Source organism: Paenibacillus sp. FSL W7-1332 (assembly GCF_037969785.1).
In the GTDB taxonomy this organism is placed as follows: domain Bacteria; phylum Bacillota; class Bacilli; order Paenibacillales; family Paenibacillaceae; genus Paenibacillus_AQ.
On record NZ_CP150209.1, the window covers coordinates 5,183,467 to 5,203,063 of the forward strand.

The 19,597-nt window shown below is 54.4% G+C and carries 12 protein-coding genes; 3 read left to right on the forward strand and 9 right to left on the reverse strand.

The genetic code is table 11. From position 1 onward, the window contains the following. Nucleotides 1-12: 12 nt before the first annotated feature. The 5 genes from MKX98_RS23425 to MKX98_RS23445 form a co-directional block, all read right to left on the reverse strand. Nucleotides 13-2,304: a glycoside hydrolase family 3 N-terminal domain-containing protein gene (locus MKX98_RS23425; protein ID WP_339218688.1), complete on the reverse strand. Its 2,292-nt coding sequence runs from the start codon at nt 2,302-2,304 to the stop codon at nt 13-15. A gap of 299 nt (nt 2,305-2,603) precedes the next feature. Next, nucleotides 2,604-5,720 carry a glycoside hydrolase gene (locus tag MKX98_RS23430; protein ID WP_339218690.1) on the reverse strand — a complete coding sequence of 1,039 codons (3,117 nt, stop codon included), beginning with the start codon at nt 5,718-5,720 and terminating at the stop codon, nt 2,604-2,606. Nucleotides 5,721-5,723: 3 nt separating this feature from the next. Beyond that, nucleotides 5,724-7,097 (reverse strand): alpha-L-fucosidase, encoded by a 1,374-nt coding sequence (locus MKX98_RS23435; protein ID WP_339218692.1) that lies wholly within the window; start codon nt 7,095-7,097, stop codon nt 5,724-5,726. 372 nt (nt 7,098-7,469) lie between these two features. After that, complete coding sequence (locus MKX98_RS23440; protein WP_339218693.1) at nt 7,470-8,987, reverse strand: DUF3502 domain-containing protein; 1,518 nt, start codon at nt 8,985-8,987, stop codon at nt 7,470-7,472. A 383-nt stretch (nt 8,988-9,370) separates the two neighbouring features. Beyond that, the gene (locus MKX98_RS23445) at nt 9,371-11,656 is read right to left on the reverse strand and encodes a helix-turn-helix domain-containing protein (RefSeq protein WP_194543794.1); all 2,286 of its coding nucleotides are present in this window, start codon (nt 11,654-11,656) and stop codon (nt 9,371-9,373) included. A 460-nt stretch (nt 11,657-12,116) separates the two neighbouring features. Here MKX98_RS23445 and MKX98_RS23450 point away from each other — a divergent pair, with 460 nt between their 5' ends. Next, a complete protein-coding gene (locus MKX98_RS23450) occupies nt 12,117-13,043 on the forward strand; it encodes an ABC transporter permease subunit (protein WP_194543795.1) in 927 nt (308 codons plus the stop codon). A gap of 38 nt (nt 13,044-13,081) precedes the next feature. Next, complete coding sequence (locus MKX98_RS23455) at nt 13,082-13,960, forward strand: carbohydrate ABC transporter permease (RefSeq protein WP_009590031.1); 879 nt, start codon at nt 13,082-13,084, stop codon at nt 13,958-13,960. Nucleotides 13,961-14,187: 227 nt separating this feature from the next. Here MKX98_RS23455 and MKX98_RS23460 read toward each other — a convergent pair whose 3' ends face one another. The 4 genes from MKX98_RS23460 to MKX98_RS23475 all read right to left on the reverse strand — a co-directional run bounded on the left by MKX98_RS23460 (nt 14,188) and on the right by MKX98_RS23475 (nt 16,967). After that, nucleotides 14,188-14,592: an NUDIX domain-containing protein gene (locus MKX98_RS23460; RefSeq protein WP_113057716.1), complete on the reverse strand. Its 405-nt coding sequence runs from the start codon at nt 14,590-14,592 to the stop codon at nt 14,188-14,190. A gap of 45 nt (nt 14,593-14,637) precedes the next feature. Beyond that, complete coding sequence (locus tag MKX98_RS23465) at nt 14,638-15,039, reverse strand: zinc ribbon domain-containing protein (RefSeq protein ID WP_339218698.1); 402 nt, start codon at nt 15,037-15,039, stop codon at nt 14,638-14,640. An 85-nt stretch (nt 15,040-15,124) separates the two neighbouring features. Then, nucleotides 15,125-16,114 carry a serine hydrolase domain-containing protein gene (locus MKX98_RS23470; protein WP_339218700.1) on the reverse strand — a complete coding sequence of 330 codons (990 nt, stop codon included), beginning with the start codon at nt 16,112-16,114 and terminating at the stop codon, nt 15,125-15,127. 58 nt (nt 16,115-16,172) lie between these two features. Continuing rightward, nucleotides 16,173-16,967, reverse strand: coding sequence for a hypothetical protein (locus tag MKX98_RS23475; protein ID WP_339224563.1), 795 nt, complete (start codon nt 16,965-16,967; stop codon nt 16,173-16,175). Nucleotides 16,968-17,230: 263 nt separating this feature from the next. On the opposite strand from MKX98_RS23475, the gene MKX98_RS23480 reads away from it, so the two are divergent. After that, entirely contained in the window at nt 17,231-19,561 is a 2,331-nt protein-coding gene (locus tag MKX98_RS23480) for a helix-turn-helix domain-containing protein (protein WP_339218702.1), read from the forward strand. The last annotated feature ends 36 nt before the right edge of the window (nt 19,562-19,597 follow it).

The window sequence follows — 19,597 nt, forward strand, 5'->3', positions numbered from 1 at the left end:
GGGACGGACCGGTTAGCCTTCCACCATCAAGCTTGCGATCTCCCCTCTCGTCGAGTCGGGACCGACCTGAATGCGGAACTCGCCGGGCTCCACCACCGGCTTCAGGTCAAGACCGATCATTTCCAACTGCTCGCTGCCGATGGTGAACGTTACTTCCTGCGTCTCCCCGGCCTTCAGGAACACCTTTCGGAACCCTTTCAAGGCCTTCTCGGGGCGGGTAACGGAGGCGGCAAGATCCGATACGTACAGCTGAACGACTTCCGCGCCGTCCCGTACTCCCGCGTTGGTCACGTCGATCCGGACCCTGGCTTCGCCGCCTATGGGAACGACGGCCGGCTCAACCGTCAGACGGCCGTAACGGAATTCCGTATAGCTTAAGCCGAAGCCGAATGGATACCGCGGCGCAAGATCCGTCTCCAGGTAACGCTTGCCCCGAGTCCGTCTGGCATTGTAATTGACCGGCAGCTGGCCAACCTCCTTCGGAATGGACAGCGGCAGACGGCCGGACGGGTTGATATCGCCAAACAGCATGTCCGCAATGGCGCTGCCTCCCTCTTGGCCGGGATACCAGGCTTCCACGATGGAAGGGATGTGCTCGTCGATCCACGGCTCTGTAATCGGCCGTCCGTTGATATAGACAACAATCACGGGCTTTCCGAGCTTATGGAGTTCCTGCAGCAGCTCCAGTTGCACGCCCATCAGCGTCAGGGTCGAGCGGTCAATGCCTTCCCCGCATTCCATATCGCTCTTTGCATGCCCGGTCACGACCGAGGCACCAGTTCTCAGATCGATGGTACCCTCCCCGAAATCCCGTGCGCTGGAGCCGCCAAGCACCATTACGATGACATCGGCTTGTTCCGCGCACGCCAGCGCGTGAGGGAACCCTTCCCTTGAATCGCCTTGAATACGGCAGCCCGGGGCATATAGAACGCGGCTGTCTCCCAGCCGTCGGCGGATGCCGTCCAGCACCGTTACGATCTGCCCCGGCTGCTGGGGGGAGGTGTAATCGCCAAGCTGATGGTACGGCGCATGGGCGTTGGGGCCAATGACGGCAATGGTTCCGCTGCTCGAATCCAGAGGCAGCAGGCCCCCCTTGTTCTTCAGGAGCACGATGCCTTCAGCCGCTGCATGGTAGGCTAGTGCGGTATGCTCGTTGCAGCCTATGACCTGCTCTGCCCAGGCTGGATCTACATAAGGCCGATCAAAGAGCCCCAGACGAAACTTCAGCTCCAACACGCGTCCGGCTGCCATATTCAGATCGTCTTCAGTGATCAGCCCTTGCTCCAGCGCTTGGTGAAGATGTGCCCGGAACATGGTCCCTGACATCTCCATGTCGACACCGGCCTTCAGCGCCTGGGCCGCCGCCTCCACGCCCGATCCGGCCGTATTGTGACCGCATGCTAACATATGGATCGCGCCGCAATCGGTAATGACGAAGCCGTCAAAGCCCCACGCCTCGCGAAGTACATCTTGCAGCAGGTACCGGCTGGACGTGCAGGGGACTCCGTCGATTTCATTATAGGCCGTCATTACCGACAAGGCACCCGCTTCAACGGCTTTGCGGAACGGCAGCAGATCGACTTCGTGAAGCTCCCGTTGGCCTATGTGGACGGGGGCCCCGTTGCGTCCCCCTTCGGAAGCGCCGTAGCCTGCGAAATGCTTCAGCGTAGCCAGCAGGCTGATATGTGAATCCAGGCGCTCGCCTTGCAGTCCCTGCACGGCGGCAACCGCGAATTCGGCCACCAAATGGGGGTCCTCGCCGAAGGTTTCTTCGGTACGCCCCCACCGGGGATCCCGTACCACGTCCAGCACCGGCGAATAGGTGGCCGCTCCCCCCTGAGCTCTTGTCTCGGCGGCAACGGCGCGGCTTATGCTGCGGAACAGCTCCGTGTTCCAGGTGCTTCCGATCGTGAGCGGTACGGGGAACACCGTCGCCCCGATTGCCATATGTCCGTGGGAGCATTCTTCCCCGAACAAAATCGGAATCCCAAGCCGCGAGTGCTCCATCGCATAACGCTGAATCGCATTAACCGCTTCCGCACCTTCCCGCGGGGACAGTCCGTTCGTCAGCGTCACTCCGGTCCAGGGATCGGCCCGCAGCGTACCATACAAGGAACCGATTCCTCCCTCCGCAAGCTGCGACTTGAACTCCTCGGTTAGTTTGATCGTACCGTCGTCGTTCCTTATGTAAGCTTTCCAGCCGAACGGCTGAATCAGCTGTCCGATTTTTTCCTCGACCGTCATCCGCTCCAGCAAGTCCTCGACCCGCCGCGAAACCGGCCATGCAGCGTCCTTATAGTCCATGGCGCACACCCTTTCTTTTCCTGTTTAATTCGTTCTTACTGATTACATGCAACCGTTCGATGAATGTTCCCGCATCCTATTAGGGTTCGGATTTAGGGCGCTTTCCTATCGTCTTCAACGCCAATATCATCAAAGCAGCAGCCCTGCCGAAATTTCCGATTGAAGAAAAAGGCTCTCCGACACGATCCGATCGGCCGGAGAACCTCCCTCTATCTGTATCATGCAGAGGCTTCTCCGCGCGGGACGATCCAGGTCAACAGCAAGAACCCTCGTCCCACCTTTTCATGAGCGAGCACGCTTCAACTTGGTTGACTCTGCCGGATGCGAACCTCCTCCGGCCGGTAAACCGTCTGCACTTGTCCCCCGGCATCGGTCGTAAACATCACGGTCCGCTCCCGTTCCAACTCGAAAGCGTAGACCATTCCGGTTGCCGGGTCCTTTACCTCGACCCCTGCGCTTGCCCCCTGCTCAGAGACGAAGACGTACAAACTTCCTTGTCCGAACGCCAGCTTGCGGCCGTAGATGCCCGGAAGCTCGCCTCCCTTCAGCCATTCCAGCTCAGCCGAAACGGCTGCGGAGAGGATAGCTTCCGCATACAGCGCCTGGATCGGCTCCCAGCGCTCGTTCATCTCGACCGGGAGCGGGCACCAGATGAACCGTCCCGATTCCAAGCTCACCGTGACGGGTGCTAGCGTCCCATCCAACCGGCCCGCCGGACGATCTACCGCCAGCGCGTTAATCTTCCGCTCGCCGAACGAAACGGCGAAATGCTCTCCCGCCAGCTCCAGCGTTTCTTCTCGAAGAACGTTGGCATGGACGGTTTCACCGATCTCCTGCTGCAGGCGATGCGGCGCCGGCCCCCAATATGCATCGGTGCGAAGCGGACCTGTCCACAAGACCGTGCTCCCTTCCCTTGCCAAGTCGAGGAGCTGGGCAAACGCGGCATCGTCGAAATTATGCGCGCTCGGCACGATGATCAGCTTGGCCGGATAGCGCTTCAGGTCCTCCAGCTGATATTCGCCGATGCCCCGCGGATGGACGTTCATGCCGAATGTCAATGCGCGCATGGCCCTCGTCGTCGCTTCGTAAGCCAGCTTGCGGCTGGAAAAATCATTCGAATATGGGTAAACGACGGCGATATCCTCCAGCTGACGTTCATCGTCGAACAGGCCGGCTGCTTCCTTCATGAAGCGCCCGAAGTCATAGGACACATCGGCTTCGGGCTTCTGCGTTCCGTCCGCTCGAAGCGCCCCGATGTTGGATTCGTTGGCATTATCCATGAAGTAGTTAATATTCCATATCCACTGTACGGCACCCGCGCCCCCGGTCGAAAACGAATACGCGTACTTCCGCTCCAGGATGCTGCGAAGCTCTTCCTCCGTCCGCTTGGCGATGCCGTCCGGACGCTGCACGTGCATGATGCCGGTCTCCTGGATCAGATTCGGCTTGTCCGGCGTTTTCGTAAATATGCCGTCCCAAGCCAGGTGATCGTTCTGCCACCAGGAGTGGACCGTCGTGTAATCGACGGCGGGACCGTAGAACGAAGGCGACGGGCGCTGGGAGCAGATGCCCTCATCCTGCCCGACCGTCACCAGCTGGCGGGGATCGGAGCGGCGAATGTTGCCGATGAGCTCGGACGCCCACCGATTATGCATGTCCATGGTGAACAGCGTGAAGTCGATCCACGGTCCCCACTTCTTCGGCTGCAGCACGCTGTTGAACAGCTTGTCGTCCGGACTCGGCGCAGGCGCCGACTCGAATGAAGGCAGCTCGCCCGGCGTCATGTTCCAGCACTCCTGAAGCAGCACCAGATCATCCCCGTGGCGCTGCCGCAGCCACTTGGACCAGGCCTTGCGCTCGAACCGATCTCCGATCGATACAGGCCCCTCGAAGATTCGCTTCGGATCGAACAGCGAAGGCTCGTTGATCAGGTCCCAATGCACGTTGGTCGTGCCCCTATGACGTCCGACGATGGAGGCGACGAAGCGCTTTTGCGCCTCCACCGATCTCGGATCCAGATAGGGGTTCACGCCTTCCCAGGCTTCGGGCGCAAACGAGAAGAACGTAAACGTCACTTCCAGCTCATGCCGCTTGGCTGTCAGGATAAAGGCATCGATCGCCCGCATGACGTCCTCGGCCGCATGGCCATCGGCAAACATGATCATCCGGTATCCCGTCCATATGCCCGTCCGGATCAGGTTGATTCCTGCCCGCTTCATCTCCGCCATATCCGCATCCCAACGCTGCACGTTCGGCAGATGAAGGAATTTGCGCGCGACGTCGGAGGTCATGTACGTCATGCCAACGATCGGAACCGTCCGCCCGCCACGGCGGAAGTAATCACGCCCGCATTCCAGCCGTTCTCCCGCCTGCAGCAGCGGACGATCGACGCCCCATACCGCCTGGGTCAGGGTGCGGCGCTCCCCGGAATCGGACTCGGCTTCGCAAACGATCCGGTACAAGCCCGCCTCGAGCCGTACGGGTACGGACAAACGAAGCTGCTGCAGATCCCGCTGCTGCATGCCGGCTTCCGACTTCTCGTGTCCGGTCCAGACGGTCTCGCCGTTGTCTTCCTTGATAACACTCACTGCAAATTGCCAGGTCTGCGCCGGAGCGGACGTCCGGGACAGCGTCTGGAGCTGGATCGTCAACCGCATCTGCTCGCCCGGCTCGTAGGAGGCATAGTTCGGCTTCAACCAAAGCTCCGTCACGCCTGTTCCCGCGTATTCGGCCAGATCCTTCAGAACGTCCATCCCTTTAGACTCCCAGAACGATGCCCTCAGCTGCTGGTTGATCAGAATCCAGCGCCCCCCGGCATAATCGCCCTTATGCTGCTCCAGCATGACGACCGGTGCGGACCGCTCGCGTCGATCACGGTCCACGCCGATCAGGAGCGGTGAGATGACGGCGTCCATCGGACCGCATGCCCCCATCTCGGCCGGAATGTCGCTCGCTTTGGTCGGGTGCAGCGTCAAGCCCCAGGTCGGCTCCATGCCGAACAGCTCCTCGCGCCCCTGCAGGATCGGAAATTCGGCGGAGGCCTTCAGCTCCCGGACGCGCGATACGTCAACCGCCAGCGCATCATGGATATCCATTCGCTGATGATAAGCCAGCTGCTCGCGTTCGGCATGCCAGCTTCCGTTCAGCTCTCGAACCGGCCTGCGGAAAGGCACGCCCCCGGCATGAACCAGACCGCCGCCTGCCTTCAGGTGGCCTTCGATGGCTGCCCAAGCCGCTTTCGGGAAGTACGACCCGTGCAGATGAATCAGTGTGTCCCAGCCGCCTTCCGTCAGCCGCTCAGCCACATCCGCGGCACCGGCGACCACCGCCCATTCCCGCAATCGCTCCAGTGCCTCTGCGGACGGACGTTCGCCTTCGTAAGGAAAATGCTCGTCGTAAAATACCAGCGTTCTCATCGCTTACTCCTTTCTCGTCCGCGGCTTGCCGTCGACGTATACGGATGTTCCGCGCGTTCGAGCCCAGTCGGCAATCCGGGAAGGGTCGCCGGTCCAGAGGCGGTTCACTCCCCATTCATTGGTCTGCGGCCGCTCCTCGCATTCGATGCGGATGACCGGGAACAGCTCGGTCGGACGTTCCCGCGGCAGCCCTTCGATCCACAGCACGTCGCCCTCCTGTCGGAACGACAGCTCCTGTCCCGTTGTCAGCAGCGTCACCCGTAATACAGGCGTCACCAGATCCGCCAGCCTCAGCACCGGCCTCCCATCCCAGAAGCGGATGATGAGATACAGCTTGTTGTCTTTCATTGTCTGCCGCCCATAGGTGATGAACTCGGTGAGGTTCCCTCCGTCGGAGCCGTAGATGGCCTCGCCGTGAACGTCCAGCCACTCCCCGATCTTCAGCGCCCGCTCTACGAAGGCCGGCGGAAGCTGTCCGTCGGGCTGCGGTCCGACGTTAAGCAGCAGATTGCCGCCCACGGTACCCCCTTTTTCCGCGCACTCGCACAGCATGTCGAGCAGAACGTCGGCCGGACGCCAACGTTCGCCATTCGTGTATCCCCACAGCCTCCACGTGGTAACCTGGCTGGATTCCCACAGCCGCTTCTGATCCGGGACGATGACATGCTCCGGCGAGCCGAAGTCGCCCAGCACCTCAGAATCGCCCGAACCGCCGCCGCCGTCCGCATGCAGCTTCTCCTCCTCGGACAGTCCAAGACGGTTGTTGACCAGGATGTCCGGCTGAATCGACTTCATCCGCTCCACCAGCTTGATGCTGTCCAGGTCCTCCGCGGTTCGCGGCCAGACCCCGTCAAAAAAGAAATGATCGATGCGCCCGTATTTCGTCACCAGCTCTTCCACCTGATCATGCAAATACTGCTTCATTGTCTCCCAGCCCTCGGGATCCTTCTCCGGTCCGTCGAAGTAAGCCGGGATCCGCCAATCGATCCAGGAATAATATAAGCCGACCCGAAGTCCCTGGGCCCGGAACGCATCGGTAAATTCGCGCACCAGATCCCGGCCGGGCGCCTGCTTCGCGCTGGAATAATCCGTCGTGGCCGTATCCCACAGGCAATACCCGTCATGATGCCGCGTCGTTAAGCAGGCATATCTCATCCCCGCCTTGCGCGCGGTGTATGCCCATAGCTCGGCGTCAAAAAACACCGGATTCCACTCGCAGGCCTTCCGCGCGTATTCGGCCTGGTCCAAATGCTCCCGGAACAGTACCTGCTCGCCGCGCCCGTATTGGGCATATGGCCCGAAATGAATAAACATGCCATACCGGCTTTCCGTAAACCACTGCCAGCCTTCCCGGATGGCTTGAGCTTGCTTGATCATGAACAACGTCCTCCTTATTCTGCACGGCTCTTGCCGTGAGGTCAGCCTTGATGGATATTACGCTTCTGGCTCTTTGAGCAGTCTCAAGGCTTCTTATGACCTATACTCTAGCCCGAGAATCCCTGTCTTGAACACTTTACTTTTGAGAGAAAACTTTGATTTTGGCCAATATCGGAGAATTGAAGTCCTAAACGATAACGTTGTGCACATCGAATCCACTTGGAGTCTTCTCAGGAAACCCTATGGAATCCCTTCGCTACCCTTCTTAGAACGCCCCATGGCAGCGCACGAAAAAAGCAATCCCTTCCCGGTTATAAAACCGGGTAAAGGATTGCCCTGTTCCATTATTTCTTAGTGTTCGTATGCCTGAACTTACGACTGACCGGCTCTCCACTCATCGAATTGCCGTTTGTATTCATCAACGACCTCATCAATTCCAGCGGACTTCATGGCGGCCAGCATTTTATCGTAGGCGTCCTCGTATTTCACGACCCCGTGCATGACCGGATATACGCTGGTCTTCAGCTCGGCGATGCAGTTGGCGTACTGCGAAGCAACGTTGGTCGGATCGAAGGTGAAGCCGATCGTGATGCTGTTCACGGCGTCGTCCGATACCGTTGTGCGGCGCTCCAGACGCGCTGGGTCCGTATTCGTTGGATAACGGTTCATCTCGACGTGACCAAGCAGCCAGTACGGAAGCTCATAAGCCGGGGAACCGTTCTCGTTCTTGGCCAGATAGTCCTTGGTATTCTTGCCGGTATCCTTCCAATGCACATCCTTCACGCCGCTTTGAACGAGATCCATGTTCTCTTGGCTGCTGTATACCCAGTTCAAAAATTGAATGCCGGCCTCCGGGTGCGGAGACGTGGCCGAGATCCCGTTGGAATTGCGGATCGCGTAGGATCTGAATTTCGGCTGGTCGGCCAAATAATAAATATCCAGCTTCGCATCCGGGAACGTCTGAAGAATGGCGTCGCTCAAGCCGACGTCGCCCGGACGGTAGAGATAACGTCCTGCCAACTCCTCCTGGTTGATAACCTCCGTCGGCGTCGTAAGCAGATCGCTCATGATCAACCCGCGCTTGTAAGCCTCGTTCATGAACAACACGTCTTTTTTGAACTCCTCGGTTTCGAACCAGGACTTCACATTCCCCTGCTGGTCGATGTAAATCATGTTGTCGGCCACGGTAAACGGATAGGTGTCGTAGGTCGTATGCAGGAAGTAGGCTGGCTCCTCCAGCATCTTAATATATACGTTCTTGTTGTCCTGCGGCCAGTTCTTCTGCAGCGTCTCGGCTGCATCGAGCAGCTCCTCCGGCGATGTCGGCGGCTTCAGGCCGTTTTTCTCTAGCAGATCGGTGCGGATCGTGAACATGCCATCGTTATAAGCGGTATCCGCCCAGAAGTTCGGCACGTACGTGGTCTTGCCGTTGATTTTCGACGACTCCCAGATCCAGTCCGGCATGGAAGCTTTCAGCTCGGTGCCATACTGGTCCAGCAGATCGTCGATCGGAATGATACCGCCGCTGCCCGCAAGCACCGTCGGTCCTTTGGTATCGTGCATGATGGCAATCAGCTCGAATTCCTCGCCCGTCGACATCATGAGGTTGGTCTTCTGATCCCATACGTCCCACGCGATGTACGTCGGTTCGTACGTAAGGTTCAGTCCGTCGGCCTCCAGCTTCTCGTTGATCGCTTTGACCGCCGCATCCAAATCCTGCGGCGCGGAGCCCGGAAGCAGATACCGGACCGGCAGCTTGTTCCCGCCGTCATTCTCGCCGCTCGCCGATCCGTTCTCGCCGCCGGCATCGCCCCCGCCGGAGCAGCCTGCGATCACGGATACCATGAATATCGCAGCCAACCATAGTGCTAGCGCTTTCCTTTTTTTCATGCATGTGTCCCCCTGTCTTCATTTGGTTTAATCATGCGGTACGATTCCTATCTTAAGGAGACATTAGGGATGACGTATACTTCAAAATGATGGTTTTCGCCATTTTAAAACACATTAAAAGGTTGTTCAGAAAGTCATCTTTTGATCACGAGGCAGGTAAGGAAGCAGTCTAAGGCGTCGAATCTTGAATTCAGCCGGGCCTTCCGTTGCTCACGTAGGATTGCAAGCTTATGCTTCCGAAGCCGTTTTCTCATGAAAACGTTCAGCTCCGCTACTCAGTCCCTAGCTTCATCCAACCTAAAGCGTTTTGCAAAAACGCACATCGGAAGCAAAGACTTCGGTGCTGAAAAGTCGACCTTTTGAACCCGCAATTAATCTGCCCGTCACTGCGCCTTTTTCGTCTCGATCGCATGCTGGCTGCGGAACTGGGCCGGCGAGATCTGGTAGTGCTTTTTAAACAACGTGTAGAAATAGGTCGTATTCAGAATGCCCACCTGCTCGCTGATCGATTGAACCGACTCCTCGGTGCTGGCGAGAAGCTCCCGCGCCTTCTCCAGACGAACGGCATTCAGGTAATCGTTGAACGACAGCTCGCAGTGCGCCTTGAACAGCTTGCCGACATAGCTGCGGGACAGCTTCACCTCGCCCGCCACCTGCTCGAGCGACATATCCGGCCTTGCATAATGCTTGCGTACGTACATCTGGATAAAATCCACCACCTCCGCATGCCGGACCGCTCCCGATTCCTCGGACAGGCTGCAGAGCCTGAGGGCAAGATCCTTCAGGGCATCCGCGGTTTCCTGCAGCGTCTGAAAGCGGGTAATCCGCCGCGTAAAGTCGAGGAAGAGATCCGCGCTTTCCCGATTTTTTACCGTATGGACATTGAGCTGCTTGTACAGGCCGCCGATGAATTGATTAATGAAAAACATGACTTCATGGTAGTTGTAATCGCGAATTTCCTTGATCCACTGATCGATTTCCTTCTCCAATTTATCCCGCTGCTGCAGCTTGATGGCCTCGATGATGCGCTTCTCCCGCTTGTCCGGATACTGAGCCTCGGAATGCTCCGACTCCGCGGCGTTGACCGGATCGCCATGGAACATCCTGCCCTTTCCCGCGAAAAAGCGCTGCTGGAAGCAGGACTGCGCGCAATCGAACGATTCGCGCAGCTCCTCGTAGGTCTGTGCGGCCGTTCCGATGCCGACGGTGACGGACACGCGGAGCGTGCTTAGCATCTCGCCCTGCAGCTCCTCCAGCATGCCCACGACATGGAGGGGAAGCCGGCTCTGTTTCATGGGGAGAATGATCGCAATGGTCCCGTCCCCTACCGTTGCCACGCTCGCTCCCTCCGGCTCCAGCATCTGCTGGGCCGCCTGAGCGACGGCCGCGGAGGAATAGGACTGCAGGTCCTCGTCCTCTCCCCCGGGCGAGCCGTCTAAGCTGTCGAGCAGAAGGACGACCGCCAGGAAATAGGGCCCCTTGCCTTCGCGGGCCAAACGGCGGAATGCCGTCTCGTCGCCGCCTTTCAGCAGCTGCAGCACATGCGCCTGCCGAGCGACGGAAGCCTCGGACTCCATCGACTTCATTTTCTCCGTCATTTCGGCGTAAGTGGTATCCAATATGGCAAATTCGTTGATTTGCCGCCGGTTTTCCTTCATTTTCGGTATGGTGCTCATTTTCTCCAGCAGGTGACGAATCGGGTTGTACGCATGATGCGTCAGCCAGATCGACAAGAACATGCTGACGACGAAACAAGCCAAAGCGAGAACCAGCGCCGACGTTCGGAGGGCCTGCATGTTGAACAGCAGATTTTGATATTGGCTTACGCTGATATACGTCCAATTCATATCCTTGGATTTGACGTAGGTAACGAGGCTCTTGCGGCCGTCGATGGAGCGAGTGAAGTAACCGCTTTCCGCGTCCGATTCCAGAATGGACTGGACATAGGACTCCTGCGATACATTCTCCATGAACCGGGAACGATCCGAATGGGTGATGATGGTTCCCTTGTCGTCAATGACGTGCAGCGAATCCACCGCTTCGTTGCGGTAGCCTCCGATCAGATCCTGGATGGTGTCGGTGCTCATGTTGATTACGATTGCGCCTTTGGAGCTTAGCGGCGAATAATAGCTCGGAAGGAGAACGAAAGTAAGGACGTCTTCGCTCCGGTTGGCCGAAGCGGAAGTGGCGGTAGATATCTTGCGAGGGAACAGGTGAAAATAAGATGTATTCTTGCTGTTGATCTCCTCCAACAGCGCCTTCTCCTGCTCCTTGGTAATCCCCTTCGTATTCAGATACGTATTATTCGAGCCGTTATAGATACCGATCGAATGGATGAACGGATAGGTGGACTGTACTCGGTTAAGAGTGCCGAATACCCCATACTGTTTCACCGGATCGGCCTCTTTGTCCAAAAGGGCGTTCACGATCTCCTTGTCGCTGAGCAGCAGGTTGCCCACGTTATATACCTGGTCGCGGATGACGCTGGATACGGCGCTGTTCTGCTTCAGCATCGATTCGGATATTTTCCCTACCTCCTTCGCGGTGCTCCAGGAGAACATCATGTACAGGACGACGGTTACGAGGGCAATCATGGCTGCCGTAAGCAAAATAAAGCTGAGAAACATATTTCGGTACACCGCATAACGGAATAATCGCTGCCGGATCATATTCTCCCTCCCTGCCATTGGATCTGTATAGTTAAGTGAAATCTTCATAATTCATGAAAATTACTAACATAATATGTAATCTATATGTTAATTTAATGATGTTTCCCTAACGATCCGATCACTCGGAACGCTTTCATATTTCACTCTCATCTTACATTTGCTCAGGGCATTCATCAATATGAAAACGCATTCTTTATTTTCCTCCCCAAACTTTCCTTCATAGACTCCATCAGCTAAACCCCTTATAAAACAAGGATTTTCCGGTCATTATTCAATCCTGTCGACACTGTCCGAAATACTCAAATTCGAAGTTTTTGCCGTTTTTTAAAGCAGACGCTCCCCCCTTCAATCCGCTCAAACTCCATTTTCATAGTTTACTGCACGCGGCAACTCTCTTTACACTCGAATCAGAACTGCCAGGCTTGCAGCCCCCATCATTTACGAAAGGACGTGCCTACTCATGAAAAAAAGCCGCTTCGGCTTCCTGCGCGAAATCCGCTCGAACGGATCCGCCTACCTGCTCGTTGTACCGGCTGCCATCTATACGCTGGTCTTCGGTTATTTCACGCTTCCGTACATGCTCATTGCGTTTCAGAAATTCAACTTCAAGACGGGACTCTTCAATTCCGCCTGGGTCGGCTTTGACAATTTCAAGTTCTTCTTCTCTTCGCCTCGGGCTTGGGAGGTCACCTTCAACACCTTAAAGCTCAATTTTCTATTTATCATCGTCGGCACGCTCGCAGCCATGGCGCTGGCCATATTGTTCAACGAGCTCCGCAGCCGCTGGTTCTCGAGGGTGACCCAATCCACGATTTTGTTCCCGCATTTCTTGTCCTGGGTTATCGTGAGTTACATCATCTACAGCTTGCTGTCGACCGACTACGGTATCCTGAACCGGATCCTGGCGTTCTTCCATGTCGACCCCGTCAACTGGTACGCCTCCCCGCAATACTGGACGTGGATTCTAACGACCGCGGCCGTCTGGAAGGATCTCGGGATGAATCTCGTCATCTATTTGGCGGCCATTACCGGGATTGATGACAGTTATTACGAAGCCGGGCGGATCGACGGCGCTACCCGGTGGCAGCTCATCCGCCATATCACCATTCCGCTCATGCTGCCGACCATATCCATCCTGACTCTGCTTGCCTTGGGCAAAATCATGTACGGCAGCTTCGACATGATCTATGCCATCGTGAAGGACAACGGTCTGCTGTATCCGACGGTTGACGTCATCGATACGTATGTGTTCCGTTCCCTCCGCACCATCGGGAATCCGGCACAAGCCATGGCCGTCGGACTGTATCAATCCGTGGTCGGCTTTATTCTCGTATGGGGCAGCAACAAAATCGTGAAGAAGGTGAATCCGGACCATGCCTTGTTCTAAAGCAAGCCCGGAATCATTCGGAAGGGAGCGAAACCTAGATGACGTCCAGACCTAAATTTTTCGACGCCGTGAATGCCGCGCTGATCGGCATCATCTCCATTCTCTGCATCCTGCCGATGCTGCTTGTGCTCATGGTGTCCTTTACCGACGAAGCCAGCATTAAACAATTCGGCTACCAGCTGTTTCCGAGCGAGCTGTCGCTGGATGCCTACAAGCTGCTCCTGTTCGGCAGCACGCCGCTGTACCGGAGTTACATGATCTCGATCATCGTGACGGTCGTCGGCACGATCCTTGCGGTCACCATCACGTCCATGGCCGGATATACGCTTGCCGCCAAGCATATCCGTTACCGCAACGGGCTCGGATTGTTCTTTTTCATTACAATGGTGTTTAACACAGGCCTGGTGCCATGGTATCTGATCAACCTGAATCTCGGCATGAACAACACCATCTGGGCCCTGATCATTCCGTCCCTGGTGTTCAACCCGTTCAACCTGTTTCTTGTGCGCAACTACATGTCCCAAATTCCGCCTTCCCTGACGGAGGCGGCCAAGATCGACGGCGCGAGCGACTTCTATATCGCGTTCCGGATCTACTTCCCGCTGTGCATGCCCGTTCTGGCCACGATTACGCTGTTTTACGGCATTGCCTACTGGAACAACTGGTTCAACGCTATCATGCTGGTTGACAACGAGAAGTTGTATCCCCTGCAATATCTGCTGTTTAAGCTCAACTCCGAAATCAGCATGATCCAGCAGATGCAGAGCAGCGGAGCCATCCTCGGCAGCCAGACGCTCCCTCAGGAATCGGTGAAGATGGCCACCGCCATTCTGACGATCGGGCCGGTGGTGCTGTTCTATCCGTTCCTGCAGCGGTATTTTATAAAAGGGCTGTTGATTGGCTCCTTGAAAGAGTAAGAGGTTTCTCCACATGCCATGGTCTCAAGACATGAGACGGGTATCAGAATCTACTAAATTCAAAGAGGCTAACCGCTCTCACGGTTAGCCTCTTTTTTATATGATGGATGTCTTTTTGGATGTAACGTCTGCCGCTTCGGATGGAACATCGTAAATGAGGGACGTTAGCGTATCCCTGATGCATGGGGCAAATAACGGTAATCCGGTCTTTGAAGAACAGGGTAAATTTAAAACGCCCGGCTTTTGACTTCTCCTTGATAAGCCAATGCATCCTCGGCCCTTAACCGCTGAACGTCGCTCAGCTCCGACAACTCGGCCCATTTATACTCCGAATGCTCCGAACTAAGGATAATTTCCTCATGAAGAGGGATCGAACAGCGGAATATGCCGACCTGCACGTTGATATGACTGTGATAATAAAATCCGGTCAAGACCGCATCCTGCAGGGTGAGGCCCAGTTCTTCGCGGCATTCGCGAAATATCGCTTCATGGATCGTTTCGCCGGGGTCGACCCCGCCTCCGGGCAAACTCCATCCTTTGTTCCCGTAGGTCCGTTTTAATAAGAGCAGCTTGCCGTCGGCGTTCGATATGATGGCATGCACACCGAATCTGTACGTGTCATGAAAGCCCATTATTCATCCTCCAATCTCGGCATTAAAATGCATTATCAAGCAAAATTACTGCCTCTCCCCAATGTCATTACCGCACTTCGGACAATATTGGTACGTTTCATGTTTGATGGCTCTCCCGCAATACGGGCAGAAATTGAAATCGCCATCCTGTTTAAAACCTTCGTTGACGCTTTGCCTTGCATTCGCTTGAAGGTGAGGATCTAATGGATCCGGTTCGTCGTCGGTAATATCATAGACGGACATGCGGTTAGCTCCCGTAGCATTTTTAAGATGAAAAATCCCCTGCACAACCGCGACACCAACAAAGACGACCCCGAACAGGACAAAAAAGACGGGTGCTCCCATATTTGCTGCCGAAATCGTCCAGAATACCCCAAATACGCCAATTGCAGCACTGCCAACCGCGCCCATAGCCGAGGGTCCCCGACCTGGTTTGATGCTTCTCATGTAAGGCTCCTCTCGAAAATGATAATGACCAAAATAATACATGCTTGCATGGTTCCCGATTGTTCTTGTAGTCGTTCCCTTCGTTTTACGTATGAAACAATAGAGGTTTAATCATTCGGAACAGTTGGTGCGAATCTACTTTCTCATAATTCCATAGCATGACAATCCGTAGATCTTGAACTGGATAGTGCCAAATTTCGGATCGAAATCCCGGAGTTCCTCCGGCAATTAATCGAAAGTCAGCCCCCAGGAACCATCCATATCCATAGTTTAAGTTCGGGTCAAATGTTGTCATATAGTACGGTGCAAACATTTTATCCATCGTTTCCGGATGAAGGATTTCACCTTTGAAAAGGGCTTCACACCACGTATTCAGATCTTGCACCGTAGAGTACAGCTCGCCTGGAGCTTGAACCGTGCTAAGCCTGTCATTGTCAGCGTTGATCAGCTGATTATTTTCCCATGCGTGTCCGTATGCTCTGCCTGAATTGATCTGACGAGGACAATCAACCCCTGTCGATCCCATGTGCAAAGGCGAGAAGAACCAGTAATCCAAAATTTCCTCATACTTCATCTCCGTCACGGCCTCTAGTATATACCCCAGCATGATAAACCCGGTGCTGCTGTATTCCCAACGCTCACCCGGAATGAAATTCTGTTTCAGTCCGACGAGGTAGGGTATAAACGCTTTCTTCTCCATACTTAATTTGCTCATCTCATATGTAAGATCAGGTACGGCATAAATATCATGCAGCCCTGATGAATGGCTCAATAAATGATGGATCGTGATCTTCGGATGGAGAGCCTTAAATGCGTCAACATAAGTACCCGGATGATCATCAAGACTAATCAGCCCTTGTTCATAGAGTTTGAGGGTGGCAGCTGCGATGAACATCTTGGTGACTGAGGCAATATGAAATTTCGTATCCTTGTTATTGGAGACGCCAAGCTGAATGCTGGCTTGCCCGTAGGATTTACTGAATAAGGTTTTGCCTTCTTTGGAAATATGAATGTTCCCGGATAAATAATGATCTTGTTGATAACGATCAATGAGTTCCTCTAATTGCTGCTCCATTCTAACCCTCCCCTTAAAACCGGTACGCATTCTGTAACCTGTCATGATGCAGCGCGGTCTAGAGATATTCGCCGAAAAAAAACTGCAGCGCTTCAGTGGAATATCCGTCGCTTCCCTGCCACTCCGACATCGAGAAGAAATCGTCGTCCCTTCTCGGACGCGTGCGGGGCGTATCCTTCGGAACCAGCACGCCGGCATATCCCAGTACTTCCATGAGCACGTCCCGTTCATGCTTGCTTGAAGGCAGAACATCCTTCAAACGCTTCTCAAGATGACGCGGGCTTTCTGTTTCGGCACATCCGTCGACGGCTGCAATCAGCTTCCTCAGAATGGCGATATCCTCCTCGTCCACCGTCAGGCCCTCCGCATGGCTCAACAGCTCCAGATCAAGCCAGCAGTAGAGCAGCTGATTCAAGCGGACGCCTCCCCATTTGACCCGTTCGAAATTCAGCACGTTCAGGTCGGCATTCACGTAATCCCGGTCGGACTGCAGCCCGGCATGGTTACAATCTCCGCAGCTGCTGTAATTCGGCATGGCCGAGCGTCGTTCTTCGTACTGATGAAGAGGCAGGCGCGAGGTCAGCACCCAACTGGAAAGCGCGCTTCGCAGATGCACTTGTCTCGTGGACAGGCTGTGCAGAAATGCTGCGGCAACCCTTTCTTTAGTAACCGTCTTATGTAAGCGATGAAGCCGCTGGATCAGCTCATCATGTCCGATCGTGATGGGGTCGAACATCAGCCTCATGCTCTTCGCGTAATCAAAATCCTCCCCAACGAACGGCAAAGGACTGCTTTTCCAACCGCTGGATGACCAGAACGTTTGAAGTAAAACCTTTTTTGCCTTTTTGTCCACAGCTTCTCTCACTTCCCATTATTTTCTTGTCCCTATCATAACAAAATCCCCCTCTAATGCGAAGACGAGCGTAACTAACTGAAGCCATTGAAACGATGAAAACTACGAGTTATGTCATGTAATGAATCATGATGATGAATTTATTCTTAAATATTTTTCTGAATAATCATTATAATGATATAATGTTTCAGATAACCCTATCGTTTTTGATCAAGTCGGATGTACGCATGACATGAAAAGAATGCAATGGAGGATGCACCCAAATGACCATTCACAAGCTCAAATCATTCATCGTATCCACCTTCACTTTCCGAATAAATTGGAATCACTTTAAGTCGAAGCTGCTCCTAAGATACGTTCTGTCTTATATTCTGATCTTCCTGATTCCCCTGACGGGAGTAACGATATTTGTTTATGATAGCGCTGTCAGCGGGCTTCGTACCGAGATTGAACAATCCAACATCAATCAATTGAACCAGGTGAAAATGACCATCGACTCCCGTATCGCGGAGCTTCGGGAGCTTTCCGGCCGAATCGCTTACGACAGGCGCTTAACCCCTTATATGGTCCGTGATGATTATTACAGAGTGGAAGCCATACAAGCTTTGGCCAACTATAAGGCAAACAGCAGCATCATTGAAGACATCTTCATATACTATCATAACGACCCGGTTATCTATTCTTACCGCGGCCTAACGAATGTTAACGTTACGTTCGATTCCTTTTATCGTTATGAGAACTGGAGTCTGAAGGATATCATCGTTGCTCTGAACGAAACGAATCAGATGGTAATACGGCCTGCCGAGAATGTTACGATCAACGGCTCCAGGCAGGAGGCAATGCTGACCGTAATCGTACCTATTAAGCCTAATGCCCCGTATCCGTACGGAAGCGTCGTATATATGGTGAAAGAGTCCAATCTTACCGGGGTCATGGATTCCATTCTTAGCGATTTCACTGGGAGCAGCTACATTTTCAATCAACATGACGAAGTGCTTACAGCGAGCAATCATGGCGTAACCCTGTCTCAAGAGAACCTCGGGTCATTGGCTGCGCTTGATGCCGGCATACACAATCTTTCCCTGAATAATGACAAGTACTCCGTCGTATCCGTCAAATCCGGGGAGAATGGCTGGAACTACATGACCATCATGCCAAGCTACCAGTTCTTCAGCCGGGTCGCTCATGTACAGACGCTCATTCTGCTGGTGTTTGGCATCGCCGTAATTACCGGAGTGCTCGCCGCTTTTGTACTGGCTAGACGCCAATATCACCCGATTAAGGACTTGATGGAATTCGCCAAGCTCAGAGTCAACGATACCCCAGAGCCCAAAACGCGCAGTGAATGGGATTGGATTCGTCAGACCCTTCACGATTACAGTGCCCGAATCGATATGCAGGAGCCCTTCGTGCGCAATCAATGCATGCTGCTTCTACTAAAACACGGCAAGCCGGATGATCCCGAAATCGAGCGAATGATCGCCGGGGCGGGACTGGAGCTTCCTCAAGATCAAGTCATGTATTTCTGTGTAATTCTGTCCTGGGAAGAAACCGATGAGACCGAGGATGTCCAAAATGATCGTCAACAGATGCAAGCTTTGCTCAGCCATGTTGAACTAACAGAGCTTCATGCGAATATCCACGGCGTCGAATTCTCAGCCGATAATCAGTTCGCGCTGATCGTATCGCTTCCTGACCCAGGTCAAGATTCGCTGAAGATCCGGATGGAGCAGATCATTCGTGCGCTCCAGGGATTGATCGCCGAGAACACTCGGCTCGATCCGAGCATGGGCATAGGTACGCCTTACCGGGATTTGGGGCAGCTGAACCAATCCTTCATCGAAGCCGCAACCGCTCTTGAGCATCGAATGGTTGGCAGCAGCCGGATCACCTATTTCGCCCAGCTGGCAGAGCAGAATCATCCTGTTGCCAAAGGCGTGTGGCTTCCAAGAAAGTCGCTGCTCAAGCTGGAGCAAAGCCTAAAGCAAGGCAACGAGTCGGTGGCCGTGCAGATGATCGCCGAGATGATGGAGACCATTCGGGGCGAACCGCTGCAGATTCACCTGCTGCGCTGCATTTGCTTCGATCTGCTGAACGCGCTGCTTCGGTCCGCCTCCGAGGTCGGAATGAACGAAGCATTCAGCAGCATCTCGGACTATACGTCGTTTGAGACGCTGGAGGAATTTGAGGACAAGCTGTTGTCGCTGACAACCGAGATTTGCGAGAAGGTTGAGCGTAACCATGAGCAAGCAGCGCCTAAACTGATCGATGATATCGTACATTATGTAAATCAGCAGTTTGCCGACTACACGCTCAGCCTGGAGCATGTGGCCCTTAAATTTTCCGTCTCTACCTCTTACTTAAGCCGCAGCTTTAAAGATAAGACCGGGATCAGCTTCTCGCAGTATATTTGGAAGAGGCGTATGGAAGAAGTCATTCGGCTGCTTGTGACGACAAGCGCTCCTCTGAAGGAAATCATCGAACAGGTGGGCTATCTGGATGCACCCAATTTCATCCGCAAATTCAAGAAGGAAACCGGACTGACGCCCGGTCAGTACCGCAAACAACATTGCTCGAGCAGTCTGGATATATAAAAAAGAGGGCCCTTTTACGAGACATTGTCTCGAAAG